This window comes from Erythrobacter sp. SCSIO 43205, assembly GCF_019904235.1.
Taxonomy (GTDB): domain Bacteria; phylum Pseudomonadota; class Alphaproteobacteria; order Sphingomonadales; family Sphingomonadaceae; genus Erythrobacter.
In genome coordinates this window covers 2,404,101-2,421,736 of record NZ_CP063202.1, presented here as the reverse complement: position 1 = coordinate 2,421,736, position 17,636 = coordinate 2,404,101, and the positions used below count along the sequence as shown (strand labels likewise).

Annotated in this window: 10 protein-coding genes, 1 tRNA gene and 2 pseudogenes; 5 read left to right on the top strand and 8 right to left on the bottom strand. The window is 57.3% G+C overall.

The genetic code is table 11. The features are described 5' to 3' along the window. The first annotated feature begins 59 nt into the window (after positions 1-59). A complete protein-coding gene (gene alaS, locus INR77_RS11455; RefSeq protein WP_223071175.1) occupies positions 60-2,735 on the top strand; it encodes an alanine--tRNA ligase in 2,676 nt (891 codons plus the stop codon). Between the two features lie 44 nt (positions 2,736-2,779). Here the strand turns inward: alaS and INR77_RS11450 are convergent, their stop codons facing one another. The 5 genes and pseudogenes from INR77_RS11450 to cpdR all read right to left on the bottom strand — a co-directional run bounded on the left by INR77_RS11450 (position 2,780) and on the right by cpdR (position 8,323). Continuing rightward, a complete protein-coding gene (locus INR77_RS11450) occupies positions 2,780-4,543 on the bottom strand; it encodes a cation:proton antiporter (RefSeq protein ID WP_223071174.1) in 1,764 nt (587 codons plus the stop codon). Positions 4,544-4,584: 41 nt separating this feature from the next. Next, positions 4,585-6,229 (bottom strand): annotated as a pseudogene (locus tag INR77_RS11445) (GNAT family N-acetyltransferase). A 112-nt stretch (positions 6,230-6,341) separates the two neighbouring features. Next, a pseudogene (locus INR77_RS11440) lies at positions 6,342-7,563 on the bottom strand (NADP-dependent isocitrate dehydrogenase). 199 nt (positions 7,564-7,762) lie between these two features. After that, positions 7,763-7,837 (bottom strand) — tRNA-Val (locus INR77_RS11435). Between the two features lie 96 nt (positions 7,838-7,933). Beyond that, positions 7,934-8,323 carry a cell cycle two-component system response regulator CpdR gene (cpdR, locus tag INR77_RS11430; RefSeq protein ID WP_223071173.1) on the bottom strand — a complete coding sequence of 130 codons (390 nt, stop codon included), beginning with the start codon at positions 8,321-8,323 and terminating at the stop codon, positions 7,934-7,936. Between the two features lie 228 nt (positions 8,324-8,551). Here cpdR and INR77_RS11425 point away from each other — a divergent pair, with 228 nt between their 5' ends. Then, positions 8,552-9,598 (top strand): N-formylglutamate amidohydrolase, encoded by a 1,047-nt coding sequence (locus tag INR77_RS11425; protein WP_255573759.1) that lies wholly within the window; start codon positions 8,552-8,554, stop codon positions 9,596-9,598. A gap of 260 nt (positions 9,599-9,858) precedes the next feature. On the opposite strand, the gene INR77_RS11420 is transcribed toward INR77_RS11425, so the two are convergent. Together INR77_RS11420 and INR77_RS11415 are read right to left on the bottom strand one after the other, a co-directional pair. Beyond that, a complete protein-coding gene (locus INR77_RS11420; protein WP_223071172.1) occupies positions 9,859-10,644 on the bottom strand; it encodes a SapC family protein in 786 nt (261 codons plus the stop codon). Between the two features lie 137 nt (positions 10,645-10,781). Then, complete coding sequence (locus INR77_RS11415) at positions 10,782-12,221, bottom strand: FAD-binding oxidoreductase (protein ID WP_223071171.1); 1,440 nt, start codon at positions 12,219-12,221, stop codon at positions 10,782-10,784. Positions 12,222-12,378: 157 nt separating this feature from the next. On the opposite strand from INR77_RS11415, the gene INR77_RS11410 reads away from it, so the two are divergent. The 3 genes from INR77_RS11410 to INR77_RS11400 all read left to right on the top strand — a co-directional run bounded on the left by INR77_RS11410 (position 12,379) and on the right by INR77_RS11400 (position 15,244). Continuing rightward, entirely contained in the window at positions 12,379-13,005 is a 627-nt protein-coding gene (locus INR77_RS11410) for a hypothetical protein (RefSeq protein WP_223071170.1), read from the top strand. 173 nt (positions 13,006-13,178) lie between these two features. After that, entirely contained in the window at positions 13,179-14,582 is a 1,404-nt protein-coding gene (locus INR77_RS11405; protein WP_223073539.1) for a DEAD/DEAH box helicase, read from the top strand. Positions 14,583-14,608: 26 nt separating this feature from the next. After that, positions 14,609-15,244: a hemolysin III family protein gene (locus tag INR77_RS11400; RefSeq protein ID WP_223071169.1), complete on the top strand. Its 636-nt coding sequence runs from the start codon at positions 14,609-14,611 to the stop codon at positions 15,242-15,244. On the opposite strand, the gene INR77_RS11395 is transcribed toward INR77_RS11400, so the two are convergent. Further along, on the bottom strand, positions 15,241-17,568 hold the full coding sequence (locus tag INR77_RS11395) for an ATP-dependent helicase (RefSeq protein ID WP_223071168.1): 2,328 nt from the start codon (positions 17,566-17,568) through the stop codon (positions 15,241-15,243). The genes INR77_RS11400 and INR77_RS11395 overlap by 4 nt on opposite strands. Positions 17,569-17,636 lie beyond the last annotated feature (68 nt).

The following is a 17,636-nucleotide window of genomic DNA, read 5'->3' as shown; positions in this document are numbered from 1 at the left end:
GCCGGGTGCACCATAGCTTACCTGCACGCCTCATAACGTAAACAAGCTCGAATTCAGGTATGACTGCAACAAACGATATTCGTCGATCCTTCTTGGACTTCTTTGCAGGCGAGGGCCACGTGGCTGTGCCAAGCGCGCCGCTTGTGCCGTATAATGACCCAACGCTCATGTTCGTGAACGCTGGCATGGTGCCGTTCAAAAATGTGTTCACCGGATTGGAAACGCCTCCGGGACCATGCGCGACGTCATCGCAAAAATGCGTGCGCGCCGGCGGCAAACACAATGACCTCGACAATGTCGGCTATACCGCCCGTCACCACACCTTTTTTGAAATGCTCGGCAACTTCTCGTTTGGCGATTATTTCAAAGAGCAAGCGATCCACAATGCCTGGAACCTGTTGACCAAGGTCTGGGGTCTGCCCGCTGAAAAGCTTCTTGTCACAGTTTATCACACAGATGATGAAGCGTTCGACCTTTGGCGCAAGATTGCTGGCCTTCCCGAAGACCGGATCATTCGCATTGCGACCAATGACAACTTCTGGTCGATGGGCGAAACCGGACCATGCGGGCCGTGCTCTGAGATTTTCTACGACCACGGCGAGCATATTCCCGGTGGTCCTCCCGGAAGCCCGGATGAAGACGGTGATCGTTTCATCGAAATCTGGAACCTTGTTTTCATGCAGTTCGACCAGCAGGCGGATGGCACGCGCAAGGACTTGCCAAGCCCCTCGATCGACACTGGCATGGGATTGGAGCGGATCGCGGCAGTCATGCAAGGGGTTCATGACAACTACGACACCGACACGTTCAAGGCCCTGATCGCGGCGTCGGAGGGTCTTACCGGCGTTGAAGCAACCGGCGACAGCCAGGCCTCGCACCGCGTGATCGCCGACCACCTGCGTTCGACTTCATTCCTGATGGCCGATGGCGTGCTGCCATCCAATGAAGGGCGTGGATATGTTCTTCGCCGCATTATGCGCCGCGCAATGCGTCATGCGCACCTTCTTGGCGCAAGCGAGCCTTTGATGCATCGCCTTGTGCCTTCTCTGGTTACCGAGATGGGACAGGCCTATCCTGAACTCCAGCGCGGCCAGGCGCTCATCGAAGAAGTGCTGCTGCGCGAAGAAACACAATTCCGTCGCACCCTCGATAAGGGTCTGAAACTCCTGGACGAAGCGACTGGCGATATGGGCGAGGGGGGTAAGCTTGACGGTGAAACCGCGTTCAAACTCTATGACACCTACGGCTTCCCTTACGATTTAACCGAAGACGCCCTTAGGGCGCGCGGTATCGCGGTCGATAGGGATGGCTTCGATGCTGCGATGACTCGCCAGAAAGAGGCGGCCCGCGCTGCGTGGAAGGGATCTGGCGAGGCGGCATCGGACGAAATCTGGTTCGACATTGCCGAGCGCGAGGGCGCAAGCGAATTCACTGGTTACGCCGCGACATCGGGCGAGGGCACGGTGGTCGCCATTGTCAAAGACGGCGCCGAAGTTGAAAACGCTTCTGCAGGCGATGAGGTCGTGATCCTCACCAATCAAACTCCGTTCTATGGTGAGAGCGGCGGGCAGACAGGTGACACTGGCACGATCAGTACGCCCGAAGGCCTTGCGGCAAATATCACAGACACCAGCAAGCCATTGGGCCGGCTCCACGCACACCACGCCACGATCACCGCAGGGCAGGTAAAAGTGGGCGATAATGTGCAACTCGATGTGGACGCATCGCGCCGCAATCAGATTCGCGCCAATCACTCAGCAACGCACCTCGTGCACGCCGCATTGCGCGGTCAGCTTGGCGATCATGTGACCCAGAAAGGCTCGCTTGTCGCAGATGACCGGCTGCGCTTCGATTTCTCCCACCCCAAGGCTTTGTCGAGCGAAGACATCGCTGCGATTGAGGCCGAGGTAAACGCCGAAATCCTCGCCAATGAACCTGTGGCAACGCGGCTAATGAGCCCGGATGATGCGGTCGAGGCGGGCGCTCTTGCGCTGTTTGGCGAGAAATATGGCGATGAAGTGCGCGTTCTCTCAATGGGGCGCGTCTCCAAAAGTCCGGGGGCAGGCGAGGGACGCAATTATTCTGTCGAACTGTGCGGCGGGACCCACGTCAACGCGACTGGCGACATCGGCCTGTTCCGCATCATTTCGGAAAGCGCTGTGTCTTCTGGCGTGCGCCGGATTGAAGCTCTCACTGGCGATGCAGCACGCAAGTGGCTGGTCAACCGTGAAGAAGCGTTGAAGACGGCAGCGAGCGTGATCAAAGCGACACCCGAAGAGGTGCCAGCCCGGATCAGCGCGCTGATGGATGAACGCAAGCGGCTTGAAAAAGAGCTGGCTGAGGCCAAGAAAGCGCTCGCGCTTGGCGGCGGAGGCACAGGTGGCACCGACGCAGGGCCTGCCGATGAAGAGGTCGGCGGCATTGCGTTCAGCGGGCAGGTTCTTGAGGGATTGAACCCAAAAGAGCTGCGCCCTCTGCTTGACGAAACTAAACAACGCCTCGGATCAGGTGTCGCAGCGATTGTCGCGGTGAACGACGGCAAGGCCAGCATTGCAGCAGCGGTAACCGATGATCTGACGGATCGGTTCAGCGCGGTTGATCTGGTGCGCGCAGGTGTTGAAGCGCTTGGCGGCAAGGGCGGCGGTGGACGTCCGGATATGGCGCAGGGCGGCGGACCAGATGGTTCAAAGGCAAGCGAAGCAATCGCTGCGGTTAAAGCGCTCTTGAGCCAGTAAGCATTGCCCCGGCACGAGCGTGCGCAGCATCGGCTCGCCAGAAATTAGCCTTCGCTCGTCGATGTCCGGAGCTTTGGCGGCTGTTTCAACCCGCCGTCAATCTCCAGACGCTCACGAAATTCGTCGCGCTTTTCGTGGATTGAGGCGATGACCGGCCCCATAGCTACGCCAATATCGACCAGTACCGCCTCGGACAGTTGCAACGAGCTTTCGAGCGTTTCGGGTACGGCGTGGCTCGCCCCTGCGCGGTACAATTGCGCGGCGTGATCGGTGTCGCGGGCGCGCGATACGATCAGTAGGTCGGGGTGCTCTTTGCGCAATTTGCCCACCAATCGCTGCGCTAGCACGGGCTCGTCCATGGTCAGGACCACGGAAGGCGCGGTTTCGACCCCCAGGCGGGTGAGCGAATCTCCGCGCGCGGCATCGCCGAATGTGGCGCGGTATCCATTGCGCTTTGCATCGTCGATCAGATCGGGGTCACTGTCGAGGATGACATAGGGTTGGTCGTGCTTTGTCATCATATCGGCGACCAAGCGCCCCACGCGCCCCCCACCGATGATGATGGTGCGCGCCTCTTCTGAATCCTCTTCGGGCAATTCCGGCGCGAGCTCTATGCGCCGCGCAATCACCCGGCCAAGCTTTGCCAGCAGCGGTGTGACCGTTAGGCCGAGTGCGGTGACGATCTGCCAGAATTGTGCAGTTTCAGTGTCGATCACCAAAGCGCTGGTTGCAGCGGCAAGAACAATCAAAGTGGTTTCAGAGGGGCTTGCCATCAAGACGCCCGTTTCCGCGGCAGTGCTGCGCCGTGCGCCCATCATCTTGAGAAGGGTGCCGGTAATAATCGCTTTGAATACCAAAAGCCCGACCAGTGCGGCGATAACCTCGCCCAAATTAGCCCACACTTGAAGGAGGTTGACGCTCATCCCGATAGTGATGAGGAATACACCGAGGGCAAGGCCTTTAAACGGCTCCATGATGGTTTCGACTTCGCCGTGATATTCCGTTTCAGCGATCAGAAGCCCTGCGATCAGCGCGCCCACGATAGGTGATAGGCCGGTCGCCGACGTTGCAAGGCTTGCGCCGATAACCACCAGCATGGTGGCTGCAAGAAACAGTTCGGGGCTTTTGGTGCGGGCAGCCTGACTGAACAGGCGGGGCAGGGCAAAGCGCCCCACAACAAGCAGCACGATGATAACCAGGCCGCCTGACACGAGCGTATTGGTCAGCCCTTCAACCCCGCCAGCTGCCGCCGTGGGAGCAAGCGCGCCGAGGATAAAGATGATCGGCACGATCATGATGTCTTCAAACAAAAGCATGGACAATGCGGCGCGGCCAACCGGACTTTTCGTGCCCGCTATCGGCAGCACGATCGCGGTCGATGAGAAGGCCAGTGCAAAGCCCAATGCGAGCGCGGCGGTCGTATCCATGCCTGAATACTGGCCAAAGAAAGCCGCCGAAATGCTGCCAATGATAAGGAGCTCAAGGCTGCCGAGGCCAAAGACGAGTTTTCTGAGTTGCCAAAGCCGGTTGAACGACAGCTCCAACCCGATGGCGAACAAAAGCAATATGATGCCGAAGTCGGCAAAGGGTGTTAATCGTTCAGGGTCGGATATGGTCACATATTGCAACCACGGGTTCTCATCGACCAACATCCCAAGGCCAAAGGGGCCAACCGCCACGCCAATAAGGATGAAACCGATAATCGGTGTGATGCGAAAACGCGCAAACACGGGGATGACGATGCCTGCCGATCCAAGGATCACCAGTGCATCTTGCATCACCGGGGACATCGTCAATTCGCCGGCCATCGTTTAGTCGTCCAATTCTAAAAGTTGCATGGTCAACACTATCAGCCGCCCCCATGCCCCCTGCCATCAGAAAGGGTTGCAGCGGGCGTGTGCGTGTCTTCGCCAATCGGGTCTGAGATATTGCCTACGCGCTTATCCCATTCAATGCGATAAAGATCGAACCGCCGATCAGCCAGGTTTTGCACAGTCCCCTCGGCGCGGGCCCATTGAAGGTCTGCCAGGTTTACATCGCTGATCGTGAGCGTTTCGACATTCTCCGAGGCTTCAGCGGCAATTCCGTCGCGCGCGAATGGAAAATCGCAAGGCGTCAGGATACAGCTTTGCGCGTATTGGATGTCCATGTTCGCGACATTTGGCAGATTGCCGACATTACCGCTCATCACGACGTAGCACTGGTTTTCAATCGCCCTCGCCTGAGCGCAATATCGGACCCGCATATAGCCTTGGCGGCTGTCAGTGCAGAAGGGGACGAAGATAATCCGCGCACCTTCGTCGACGAGCCTGCGGGCAAGTTCCGGGAATTCCGAATCATAGCAGATGAGCACGCCGATTGGACCACAATCGGTCGGGATGGCATCGATTGAATCGCCGCCCTTGATGTTCCACCAGTACGCCTCATTGGGGGTAGGGTGGATTTTCTCCTGCGCATAAATCGACCCATCGCGCAGGCAAACGTAAGCGACGTTATGGATGTCACCATCGGGCATCCGCGTAGGGTGTGATCCGCCGATAATGTTGATGTTATAGGCAAGAGCCATTTCGGAAAGCGCGGTGCGGATGCGCGGCGTATATTCGCTCAAGGCTTCGATTGCTTCTTGCGGGCTTAGCTCATCCTCTTCGGCAGAGAGCAGCATCAGCGTGAAAAGTTCAGGAAATACGATGAAGTCGCTTTCGTAATCCGCTGCGACATCGACGAAATACTTCACCTGAGCCATAAATTCATCGAAGTTTGCAACAGCGCGTGCCTGCAATTGACAGGTCGCAATGCGCACACCTTGCACGTCGCGCGGCAGGCGGTGCTTCTTAGGCGCATCGCCATCAACATAGGGGTTGCGCCACACCATGCGCACAGCGTTGCCGCGGCTAGCACGGTCTTCGGGCAGATATTTGTGCAAAATACCCGCAGGCTCGAATCCGTTGGCAAGCTGAAACCGCAGGACGGGATCATGAACCTTCCCTTCAAGGATGAGGTCCAGATATTCTTGCGGATTGTCGGCCCGGTTGTTCTTGCGGCGTTTAGCGCGGGCATAACCCGGCATACGTCCACCAAAGACAATTCCCGTGAGTTCAAGGCGTTCAGCAAGCGTGCGGCGCTCTTCGTACAGTCTTCTGCCAAGCCGTGTCCCGCGCACCTTAGGGTCTACGCAAAGCTCATAGCCATAGAGCCAGTCGCCGGTGGGATCGTGGCGCGAGCCAAATCCGTTACCGGTGACCTCATCCCACGTGTGATCGCTAAGCGCGACATTTTCATCGAGCCGCATCGAGGCGCAATAGCCGACGATCTTCCCGTCAAGCTGAGCAACGAAACAGCCTTCGGGATAGTTATTGATCTGCCCCCGGATTTCGCCTTGCGTGTAGGCGGGCAGGTCATCGTAAGCGCGCCTTACAAGATCGCCAATTGCGCGTACGTCCCTTGAGTTTTGCCTGACGCACTTCGAGGCGCGCTTTGCTATTGCTCTGATTCAAACGGTTTTCAGTCAATCCGGCATACCTTTTTCGGTAAACAAAGGGCGGCCCGCTCGAATAGAGAGGCCGCCCTTACTCTACGCTTTTTCAGCGGGCTCGTTCCAAATGCAAATTACGCCCAGTTTTGCATTTCTTTTTCAAGGTTCTGAACGATCGCTTCGAAGAATTGCTCGGTGGTGAGCCAGTTCTGGCCCGGACCGATGAGCAGAGCCAAGTCCTTGGTCATCTGTCCTTTTTCGACCGTTTCAATGCAGACGCGCTCAAGCGTTTCGGCAAAGCGGACCACAATCGGGCGTGTCGTCGAACTTGCCGCGATACATAAGGCCACGCGTCCACGCGAAGATCGAGGCAATCGGGTTGGTCGAGGTCGCCTTGCCCTGCTGGTGCTGGCGATAGTGGCGGGTAACGGTTCCGTGGGCAGCTTCTGCTTCGATGGTTTTGCCATCGGGCGTCATCAGAACAGACGTCATGAGGCCCAATGAGCCAAATCCTTGTGCGACGGTGTCGGACTGAACATCGCCGTCATAGTTCTTACACGCCCACACGAACTTGCCCGACCACTTGAGAGCAGAGGCAACCATGTCGTCGATCAGGCGGTGTTCGTAAGTGATGCCAGCCTCGGCGAATTTCTCTTTGAATTCGTTTTCAAAAACCTCTTCGAACAGGTCTTTGAAGCGGCCGTCATAGGCTTTCATGATGGTGTTCTTGGTCGAAAGATACACTGGCCAACCACGGTCGAGGCCATAGTTCATCGAAGCACGTGCGAAGTCACGGATCGAATCGTCCAAGTTGTACATCGACATTGCGATGCCAGCGCTTGGGAAGTCGAAGACGTTGAGGTCAATCTCAGTGCCGTCCTCGCCCTCGTAAACCATGCGCAGGCGGCCAGGGCCCGGGATCAGCGTATCAGTGGCGCGGTACTGGTCACCAAAGGCATGGCGGCCAACCACGATTGGGTCGGTCCAGCCCGGTACGAGGCGCGGCACGTTGTCGATCACGATAGGCTCACGGAAAACCACACCGCCAAGGATGTTGCGGATCGTGCCGTTGGGCGACTTCCACATTTTCTTGAGGTTGAACTCTTCAACGCGCGCTTCATCAGGGGTGATGGTGGCGCATTTCACACCAACACCGTGTTCCTTGATCGCATTGGCGGCATCAATGGTAATCTGGTCGTCCGTCTCATCGCGCTTTTCAACCGAGAGATCGTAATATTTCAGATCAATATCGAGATAGGGCAGGATCAGCCGCTCGCGGATCCACTGCCAGATGATCTTGGTCATTTCATCGCCGTCGAGCTCGACGACCGGGTTCTTCACCTGAATTTTTTGCATGGGCGTACGCCTTGTCCTTCCGTCCGGGGGAACGTCGTATTTGAATTATCTGGATGTGTGATCCCATCCTGTGCCAACGGGCTCTAGCAGAGGTGCATATTGTTGCAAGTTTGCAAGAAGCTGGATGGGGCGCGCTTTGCCAAAAATACGCAAACGGCAACGCAAAAAGGCGCCGCAATCGCGACGCCTTTTGAGATGATGGTGGGCGTACCAAGATTTGAACTTGGGACCCCTACGATGTCAACATAGTGCTCTACCCCTGAGCTATACGCCCGCACCATCATTTGTCTGCCTCGCGCTCGATTGAATGCGAGAGGCCGCCCGTTAGCGAAGCTCGCACACGAGTGCAAGCGATTCGCGTGAAATTTCGCTAAATGTGTGCTTCGCGCTGCTCTTCGAAGACGCGTTCAACCTCAAGCACAAGGTCGCGCAGGTGAAATGGCTTTGAAAGCACTTTTGCATGAGGTTGTTCACGGCTCGCGCGCAAAGATACAGCGGCAAAACCGGTAATGAACATGACCTTGGTGCGCGGGGAAACTTCTGCGCAGCGTTGAGCGAGCTCTATCCCGTCCATTTCGGGCATGACAATGTCAGACAAGAGAAGATCAAAATGCTCTTTTTCGAGCAGCGGAACCGCTTCGGTCCCGCGATCCACGCTGGTCACGTGAAAGCCGGCCTTGGTCAGTGCGCGCTCAAGATAGGCGCGCATCGCCTCTTCATCTTCGGCAAGGAGGATTCGGGGAGTTTGGGGCGTCGTCATGCACATCTGTATAGAGCCAATCACTTAAGAAATGTTTTGTGAACTTGCGTATTGCCCTCGCTAAAATCGTCCAAAACAGACCAATTGGTTGGCAGACAACCTGCCGAACCGAATTTCGCGTGTGGCAATTTGGCCTAGCAATGGCTGTATTTGGTAACGCGCCAGGCGGGAACTTTGGTCCAATCTTTTTTTGACACCGCTTTGCAAACAGGGCAGCAAGAAACTCCCATGCGGTCTTATTCCCAGTCTGAGCGATCATCCGAACCGACCTTTTCGCAAGGCGAAATTGCGGCGCGCGGGTTGGGCGAGCGAAAGGGGCTTGTCACGACCAGAGGCGGCTCGATCTCATGGTCAAGCGATAGCGATGCGCAAAGCCCCGCGTTTGTTCATGTGGCGCCGCGAGATATGCCATTGCCGGTGCTTATCGCCGTGCCTCATGCCGGGTGCAATTATCCGTCCCAGATTACTGAGCAAATGCGCGATCCGCGTTCCTCGCAATTGCGCTTGGAGGACCGCCGGGTTGATGCCGTTGGAGTCGAGGTCGCGCGCGCATCGGGCACCGGACTTTTGGTGGCTCACGCCCCGCGCGCCATGATTGATCTCAATCGCGCTTCGGATGACATTGATTGGGGCATGATTTCGCGGCCCAAGGGTTTTGACACGAGCGCCTTTGACGAAGACCGCCGTCCCGGCCCATCCAGCAATACAAGAGCGCGCAGCGGGCTTGGCATTGTGCCTCGGCGGTTGCCCGGCTTTGGAGAAATCTGGCGCTCCAAACTTTCACACAACGAGCTGGCGCGGCGCATTGAGCAGATACACCGACCCTATCATGAGTTTCTGGAAAAGGAGCTTGCGCGGATACGCGATGCCTGGGGGGCAGCGCTGCTTATTGATTTGCATTCGATGCCTCCACTGCGTCGCCGCGCTCCGGGCGAGGCAGTGCCCCGGATCGTGATCGGGGACCGTTATGGCGCATCGTGCGATCATATTCTGGCCGCGCACGCATTCCGATATTTGGATGAGGCGGGACAAGTGGCTGCGCACAATCGACCGTATTCCGGAGGATATGTACTTGATCGCCACGCTCGCCCAAATCAGGGCATACACGCCATTCAAATCGAGCTTTGTCGCACCACCTATCTCGACGCCTCTCTTTGCGAGCCGTCGTCCAGAGTGGGGCCGCTGGCTCAGATGCTAGCTGGCCTTGTCCGGATTCTTGGCGCTGAGACGGCGGGTTTAGGTTCGGGACGCCACGTTGCTCAAGCGGCGGAATAGCGCCCGCCATTTGCTGGACGCACCCAAAGAAAGACCACAACCTTAAAAAAGAAGCCACCTCGTGCAAAAAGGGGGGGGAAGCACGAGGTGGCCAGGTTCAGGGTGGATCGCAGCGAACAATCGCGCGTTCCGGGCGGCTCATGAGGGGGTAACCGCCCACGAGCGTCACATAAGCGTGGGGCGCCCCGCTTTCAACCAGCAGGCCGCCCCAACAACGTCGGAATTGGTGATGTTTTCCCTAGGGTTAAGGGAAGAAAGCGTTAAGTATTGGCCTCAGGCATAGGCACTTTGCCTTGCGCGGTTTGACGCTCAAAAATGTTGCGCATCAGGTTCATCGAGAACAGATGCGCATGGATGAGCATGAGCATACCGCTTTTGTTGAGTTCCTCGACCTTGTCGGTCGCAAGCTCACGCAGCTTCTTCTCGTCAACCATCTTAAACCCGCGATAAACAAATGGTTTTTCTGGCATATCGTTGCGAGTGATCGCAATCTCGCCGTCCATCAGAAGGTCGAGTTCAGTAAGCTTTTCAAGGAATGCCTTGGTGCGTTGGCCCGACTCTTCAAAACGACGACAAAATTCCAAAACATTGTTGGTATATTCGGTCGCTTTTTTCTCGTCACCTTCGCCTTCGAACAGCGCATGGCCTTCATCGGCCTGCTTCACAACGCCCGATTTTGGATCAAAACACAGTGACATATCCTCGCTATTGGCCTGCAATTTTGCGAGAATGAAGGGGTAGCGGCGGATGTAAGCTGGCACATAAACGCCCGCTTCAAGCTTGTTCTCGCCATCGATGAAGGTGTTAACGCCTTCGTTGAGGCCCATGAGAGCGATTGGCAGCGGGCTATCGTTTGCGGTGAAAACGATTGGATAATTGCGCTGTGCATCGACGAATTCGTCAACCGTCAGCGGGATCGCATGAGTGTCAGCGATGAAAGACGCATCGTCGAACGTCGTTACCCGAAAGTCACCGTGATCGCGGCTATTGAGCGGAAGCAGGTCGTTGTAAAACAGCGGAAGTTGCGGTTTCGGCGCGCTGGCCATGTGGTTTCTCCTAAACCGGTTAATCTCATATGGGAGACGGGCCTCGCGAAAAGCGTGCAATACCCCCACCCGTCAAATGCGCGTGGGCTTTAGGCGCTCCTGCCGCGCGGCGCAAGCGGTGTGCCGAAATGCTCGTGCTATTTTACCAAAAGCTTGCCCGGATTAAGCAGCCCCTTTGGATCGAGCGCATCTTTAACGCGCGCCATAAGATCAAGCGCTACCGGATCGGCAAGCCTTTTCAGGTCAGCGACTTTCATCTGTCCGATGCCGTGCTCTGCACTGATCGAGCCGCCCCACGCGCTCACCAGATCATAGACCCGCGCGCTGACCTTTTTCCCTTCCGCTTCTTCCCATTCACCCGGAACAGCGTCCTGTGGCGCGAGGACGTGGAAGTGGACATTGCCATCGCCCAGATGACCAAAGGCCACCGCGCGCGTGCCTGCAAATTCCGCCTCGATCAGGGGAGAGGCTTCGAGGATGAATTCGGGCATTTTCTCAACCGGAACGCTGATGTCGTGCTGCATCGCAGGGCCGAGCGCGCGTTCTGCGGCGGAGATGGAATCGCGCAGGGTCCAAAAATCGTCTGCTTGCCGTTCATTGGTCGCAATCACCGCGTCTGCCACAAGACCGTCTTCAACAGCGGCAGCCAACGCCTCTTCCAGCTTTTCGCGCAGCGCCGCATCATCGCCTTCGATAGCGACGCATTCTATCAACGCGTTCCAGGGATGATGATCATCCATGGGCGCGCGCGCATCGGGAAGGTGGGCAAGGACGCTTTCAAGACAGTGTCGAGGGACTATCTCGAACCCTTCCAAAGTGTTTCCTAAAGCGCGGTCAATCCGGCGAAGAAGCGTGCGCGCATCGGGAAGGGCGCTCAGCCCCACCCAGGCGGTCGCGCGCGCTCGCGGCGCCGGAAGAAGGCGCAAGGTCGCCGCCGTCACAATGCCCAAAGTGCCTTCCGATCCGATGAGCAGCTGCTTTAAGTCGAATCCGCGATTGTCTTTTTTCAAGGCCGTCAAGGCGTTGAATATGCTGCCATCAGCGAGCACCGCCTCAATCCCCAGAACCTGAGCGCGCATGGTCCCGTGGCGCAGTACTTGAGTACCGCCCGCATTGGTCGAAATCAGCCCGCCAATGGTCGCGGACCCTTTTCCGCCAAGGGTGAGGGGGAAACGAAGGTCGGCTGCCTCAGCTGCCTCTTGGAAGGTTTGCAAAATCACGCCCGCCTCGCACACTGCTTGACCAGCGGCGGCATCCAGCGAGCGGATGGCGTTCATGCGTCGCATCGACAAAAGCACTGAAGTGCCGCTTTTATCGGGCGTTGCGCCCCCGGCCATCCCGCTATTGCCACCTTGAGGAACAATGGGAACTTCATGTTCGGCGCAAAGCTTCACTAATGCAGCCACTTCCTGCGTCGAGGCAGGCGAAGCAAGGCCAAGCGCTTTGCCGGTATAACGCCCGCGCCAATCGGTAAGCCAAGGCTCCAGATCCTCGACCTGAGTCATCCAGCCTTTTGGCCCGAGCAATTCGCTGGCTTTTGCGCAAAAGGCACTCAATGGGGGTGAGATCGCGTTCATTGAGGTATCTATGCCACACAAGAGCGCAGCTTTGCCAGAGCTTTGCCAAGCGGGTGAGAGTATTAAGGCAGCGTTCAATCATCCATGCTAATTCGTGCATACTGACCGGGCCAAATGTGGGAATTGGCTGAATTCACCGGAGGGAAGAAGGGACTTCATGTCTAGCAGTTTCGCCTTGGCGACGACGCTTGCGCTTTTATTGCCTTTGGGGCTTGGAAGCGGCGCGTCTGATGCAGACGAGGTGCGCGGCGTCCCGATGGTTTCTGCTCCTCAATGTGTCTCGCCCGACATCGGCTCTGCATCGCATAGCGATCCGGTGGCTCCTGCTCTCCCGCTTGCGATCCCGTCTGAAGTGAGCGGCGCTAACCCCTTGCAAGCGCTGTATAATGCGAACACCGCCCATCAGGTGCGGATTGAGCGCCGGGTGACTATCCGCATCTCGCCTTACCGCCAGGGCAATCGCAACAGCTTGCTTGCAAGGCTGCCGCGACAGGGTCTGCCGGCCACTTTTGAAGAGCGTAAGATGGACAATTGTGTACCCGTCTCCGGTATCGCCGGGGTTCAGACGGGCAATGGCAATCGTTTGCTGCTTTTTCTGAATGATCAGCGCATCGTCAGCCTCAACCTTGCTCGCGGATGCCGGGCGCGCGATTTCTATTCCGGCTTCTATGTTGAGCGCAACGATGACGGACGCCTTTGTGTAAAACGCGACCAGCTGCAATCGCGCAGCGGAGCGAAATGCCAGGTGGCTGGAATGCGCCGACTTGTACCGGTCAGCGAGTAGCGAGCGTCGCGCTCGCCATTTTGCGCGGGGCATCACTGAGCGCATTTCTTGACTTTAGAGCCCTTTTTGGCCAAGCGGTGCGCAACTTTGCAGGGGGCAATTGTGCATCGCAGCACTTGGCACCCTGTAAAACGGGCTATCGTGCTTCACTTAATCCGGACATTATCGAACGTATGACATTTGCCGATCTCGGCCTTTCCCCTGAACTGCTCAAAGCCGTCGATGAGGCTGGCTATACTGAGCCGACCGCCATTCAGGCAGAGGCGATCCCGCCGATCCTTATGATGAAAGACATCATCGGGATTGCGCAAACGGGCACGGGCAAAACCGCAAGCTTCGTGCTGCCCATGATTGATGTCATGGCATCGGGTCGCCGCCGCGCGCTGATGCCGCGTTCGCTTATCCTTGAGCCCACGCGTGAGCTCGCCGCGCAGGTTGCCGAGAACTTCGAAAAGTACGGCAAAAACCACGATCTGAAGATGGCGTTGCTTATCGGCGGCGTGCAGATGGGCGATCAGATCAAGGCGCTGAACGATGGCGTGGATGTTCTGATTGCGACACCGGGCCGGATGATGGACCTGTTCGAGCGGGGCAAAATTCTGCTTTCGGGATGCGAACTTCTGGTGATCGACGAAGCCGACCGGATGCTCGACATGGGCTTCATCCCGGACATTGAATTTATCTGCGACAAGCTGCCCGATACGCGGCAAACGATGCTGTTCTCGGCCACCATGCCTCCTCCGATTGAGAAGCTTGCGAAGAAATTCCTCAACAATCCCAAGCGGATCGAGACAGCGCGCGCGGCGACCACGAACAAGGACATCACTGCCTTCAAGATTCCGGTCGATCAACGCAAAAAGCGCGAAACCTTGCGCTGGCTTCTGCGGAATGACCACGTTGAAACCGCGATCATCTTTGCCAATCGCAAGACCACCGTGCGTGAGCTTAACAAGAGCCTCCAGCGCCACGGCTTTGCTTCAGGCGAAATCCACGGCGACATGGACCAGAACTCGCGCCTGAAGGAGCTTGAGCGGTTCAAATCGGGCGATGTGAACATTCTTGTCGCATCCGACGTCGCTGCACGGGGGCTCGACATTAAAGGTGTCTCCCACGTCTTCAATTTCGACACGCCCTGGCACCCGGACGATTATGTCCACCGCATCGGTCGCACGGGCCGCGCAGGCGCGAAGGGCCGCGCCTTCACCTTCGTTTCCAAAGAGGACGAAGAGGCCATTGCCAATGTTGAAAAACTGACCGGAAGCCCGGTCAAAGTGTTTGGCAAAGAAGACGTGCGCGTTGAGCTTGCCGAACCGGGCAAGAGTGATAGCAAACGCCATGATGATGGCGCAGGCGAGGCGGCGGAAGAAAAGCCAAAACGCTCCCGTTCGCGCAGTCGCGCCCGCGATGATGACGACGCTGCGCCAAAGAAACCGCGCCGCGAACGCTCTAAATCGTCTGACGACAAACCAGATCGCAAAACACGCGGTCATAAACGGGACGAGGATGATGAACCCGTACCTGCGGGTGAATGGAACGGTCCGAAACCCGGCTTTCTGGATATTGGGTTCGGCGCATAGGCCATCATTGGTTTGGGGCTCTCGCGATGTTTCCCAGCAAGACCGCTCCTGAACGCAAGGCGGATTTTCTCGTCCATGCTGCCGGCCTTGCGTTTCTCGCACCGGCAAGCGCTCTTCTTGTTGAGGCCGCTTCCAGATCCGGCAGTGCCCTGCTGATTGCAGGGGTCGTGATTTACGCTCTCGCAGCGCTTTTCTCGATCAGCATTTCGTTTGCCTACCATCTGCTGCCGCGTCACGAATGGCGTGCAAATTTGCGCCGCTGGGATCACGCCGCGATCTATGTCGTGATTGCGGGTGTTTTTAGCCCGCTGCTCATTGTGTGCGGAACATGGAGCGCTTTTGCCATTGGCGGTGTGTTGTGGGTCTTTGCGCTTATTGGCGCGGTGTTCAAACTCGCAGGCGGCAATCCTGATTCCAACTGGTCGCTGTATTCCTATCTTGGAATGGGCTGGTTTGCCCTTGTCGCTTTGCCTGATTTTACCGCCGGTCTGCCCAAGTTAAGCCTCGCTCTGATTGCCAGTGGCGGGATTTTCTACACGGTGGGCACGCTTTTCTACCGTCGCAAAGCGATGCTCTACCGCTATCCGATCTGGCACGCTTTCGGCACGTGTGGCGGGCTTTCATTCTTTGCAAGTGTTTGGATTGCGGTGACGGGCGCCTAGGCGACAGGCGTCACAAAACTATCGATCACCCGCTTTTCACCCGCTTCTTCGAACTGGATGGTAAGCTTGTTGCCTTCCTGATCGATCACGCAGCCAACACCGAATTTCGCGTGCTCGACCATCGCGCCAATCGCGATTTCCGAACGAGGCGCGGCGGCGAAACTTGCGGCGCTGCGGCCCGGTTCTGCGAGGCGCTTGGGCGTGGTTTCGTAGCCAGTGGACACTGCACGCTGCCATCCGGGGCCTCTGGCCTGCGCACGGCTCGGATTTTGCTCAGCAACGTGCGCAAAGGGGTCTTCGTTTTCGCTCCAATTGGCCCGCCAAAGTGATGCGCCGCCGCTCATTGTAGTTTCCTGGTCGATGAACTCTTCCGGCAATTCCTCGATAAAGCGCGAGGGGATTGAGCTTGTCCATTGGCCGTAAATCCGGCGGTTGGCGGCGTGCAGGATCGTGCATTTGCGCTTTGCCCGCGTGATCGCAACGTAAGCGAGGCGGCGCTCCTCTTCGAGGCTGGCAAGACCCCCCTCGTCAATGGCCCGCTGTGATGGGAAAACGCCCTCTTCCCACCCGACGCAGAACACATGATCGAATTCCAATCCCTTTGCCGCATGGATTGTCATGATTGTGACGGTTTCTTCCTCGTCTGAGCGGTCGTTGTCCATGACAAGGCTGACGTGTTCGAGAAAGTCGCCGAGGCTCTCATACTCCTCCATCGCCCGCGCAAGTTCCGAGAGGTTTTCCGCCCGCCCGGCGCTTTCAGCAGAGCGGTCCTTTGCAAGCATATCATTATAGCCGCTTTCATCGAGCACCTGGCGAAGCAGGTCAGCGGGCGAAGTGACTTCGGCTGCCTCACGCCAGCTCAGGAATTGCCGCATGAGCGCGCCAATGGTGTTCGCTGCGCGTTTGGGCAATTCATCGCTGTCTGCAAGTTGCAGGGACGCTGCCGCAAGCGGAAGCCCCACTTGCCGCGCGTGAATGTGCATCTTCTCCAGCGTCTTTGAACCAAGCCCGCGCTTGGGCTGGTTGTAAATCCGCTCAAACGCCAGATCATCCTGAGGCTGGGCAATGACGCGAAGATAAGCCAGCGCATCGCGAATTTCGGCGCGTTCGTAAAAGCGAAAGCCCCCGATAATGCGATAGTTTATGCCGACTTGAATGAAGCGGTCTTCGAACTCACGCGTTTGATATTGCGCGCGCACGAGAATGGCGACCTGGTTCAGCGGCGCGCCTTCGCGTTCAAGCCTTTCGATTTCTTCTGACACGCGCCGCGCTTCTTCGGGGCCGTCCCACACGCCGATGACCTTGACCTTGTCGCCGCCATTGCTTTGGGTCCACAGCGTCTTGTCGTGGCGTTCGGAGTTCGCTTGGATCAAACCAGAGGCCGCGCCTAAAATCTGCGGGGTGGAACGATAATTCTGCTCCAAACGCACGACCGCAGTGCCCGGAAAATCCTTTTCAAACCGCAGGATATTGGCAACTTCTGCACCGCGCCATGAATAGATCGATTGATCATCATCGCCGACCACGCAGATGTTTTTGTGTGCTTGAGCAAGCAGGCGCAGCCATAGATACTGCACCGCATTGGTGTCCTGATATTCGTCCACCATGATGTATTTGAAGCGGCTCTGATATTCGGCAAGAACATCGGTGTGCTTGCGGAAGATGTTGAGCATATGCAACATCAAATCGCCGAAATCGCAGGCGTTCAGAGCCTTCAAACGATCCTGGTACAGCCCGTACATCATCGCACCCTTGCCATTGGCGTAGGCTTCGTTTTCAACCGCATCGAGGTCCGCCGGGTTTAGTCCGCGGTTCTTCCACCGGTCGATCAGTGCAGCCAAAGACCGTGCGGGCCAGCGTTTTTCATCAAGCTCGGATTCGGTGATGAGCTGTTTCAAAAGCCGAAGCTGATCGTCGGTGTCGATAATGGTGTAATTGCTTTGCAAGCCGACAAGCTCGGCATGGCGGCGTAGCATCTTGGCACAGATCGAGTGAAAGGTGCCAAGCCACGGCAACCCTTCGCCCGGAGCGCCAAGGTGAGCCGCTACTCGTTCGCGCATTTCGCGGGCGGCCTTATTGGTGAAGGTTACGCACAAAATCTGGCTTGGCCAGGCGCGCCGTGTTGCCACCAAATGCGCCATGCGCGCAGTCAGCGCCGCGGTCTTCCCCGTACCAGCACCCGCCAACATCAAAACCGGCCCTTCGGTCGTCAGTACAGCCTCACGCTGCGGCGGGTTGAGCCGCGCCGCATAAGGCGGGACGCCAGTTTCGGTCGCGGCATCGCGCGCGCCAGAAGGGGCCGATTGGGGAAGCTGTGAAGTCATAAGTCAGGGGAACAAGTATAGAACAAATGTTGGAATTGCAATCTTGCAGAATGTGGGGCCGGGCGCAC

Bases quoted from the DNA above. Each gene is read 5' to 3' on its own strand.
- INR77_RS11450 (WP_223071174.1), bottom strand. From the start codon at position 4,543: ATGGCCGGCGAATTGACGATGTCCCCGGTGATGCAAGATGCACTGGTG.
- INR77_RS11395 (WP_223071168.1), bottom strand. From the start codon at position 17,568: ATGACTTCACAGCTTCCCCAATCGGCCCCTTCTGGCGCGCGCGATGCC.
- INR77_RS11410 (WP_223071170.1), top strand. From the start codon at position 12,379: ATGTCTAGCAGTTTCGCCTTGGCGACGACGCTTGCGCTTTTATTGCCT.
- INR77_RS11405 (WP_223073539.1), top strand. From the start codon at position 13,179: ATGACATTTGCCGATCTCGGCCTTTCCCCTGAACTGCTCAAAGCCGTC.
- INR77_RS11425 (WP_255573759.1), top strand. From the start codon at position 8,552: ATGCGGTCTTATTCCCAGTCTGAGCGATCATCCGAACCGACCTTTTCG.
- INR77_RS11420 (WP_223071172.1), bottom strand. From the start codon at position 10,644: ATGGCCAGCGCGCCGAAACCGCAACTTCCGCTGTTTTACAACGACCTG.
- INR77_RS11415 (WP_223071171.1), bottom strand. From the start codon at position 12,221: ATGAACGCGATCTCACCCCCATTGAGTGCCTTTTGCGCAAAAGCCAGC.
- INR77_RS11400 (WP_223071169.1), top strand. From the start codon at position 14,609: ATGTTTCCCAGCAAGACCGCTCCTGAACGCAAGGCGGATTTTCTCGTC.
- cpdR (WP_223071173.1), bottom strand. From the start codon at position 8,323: ATGACGACGCCCCAAACTCCCCGAATCCTCCTTGCCGAAGATGAAGAG.
- alaS (WP_223071175.1), top strand. From the start codon at position 60: ATGACTGCAACAAACGATATTCGTCGATCCTTCTTGGACTTCTTTGCA.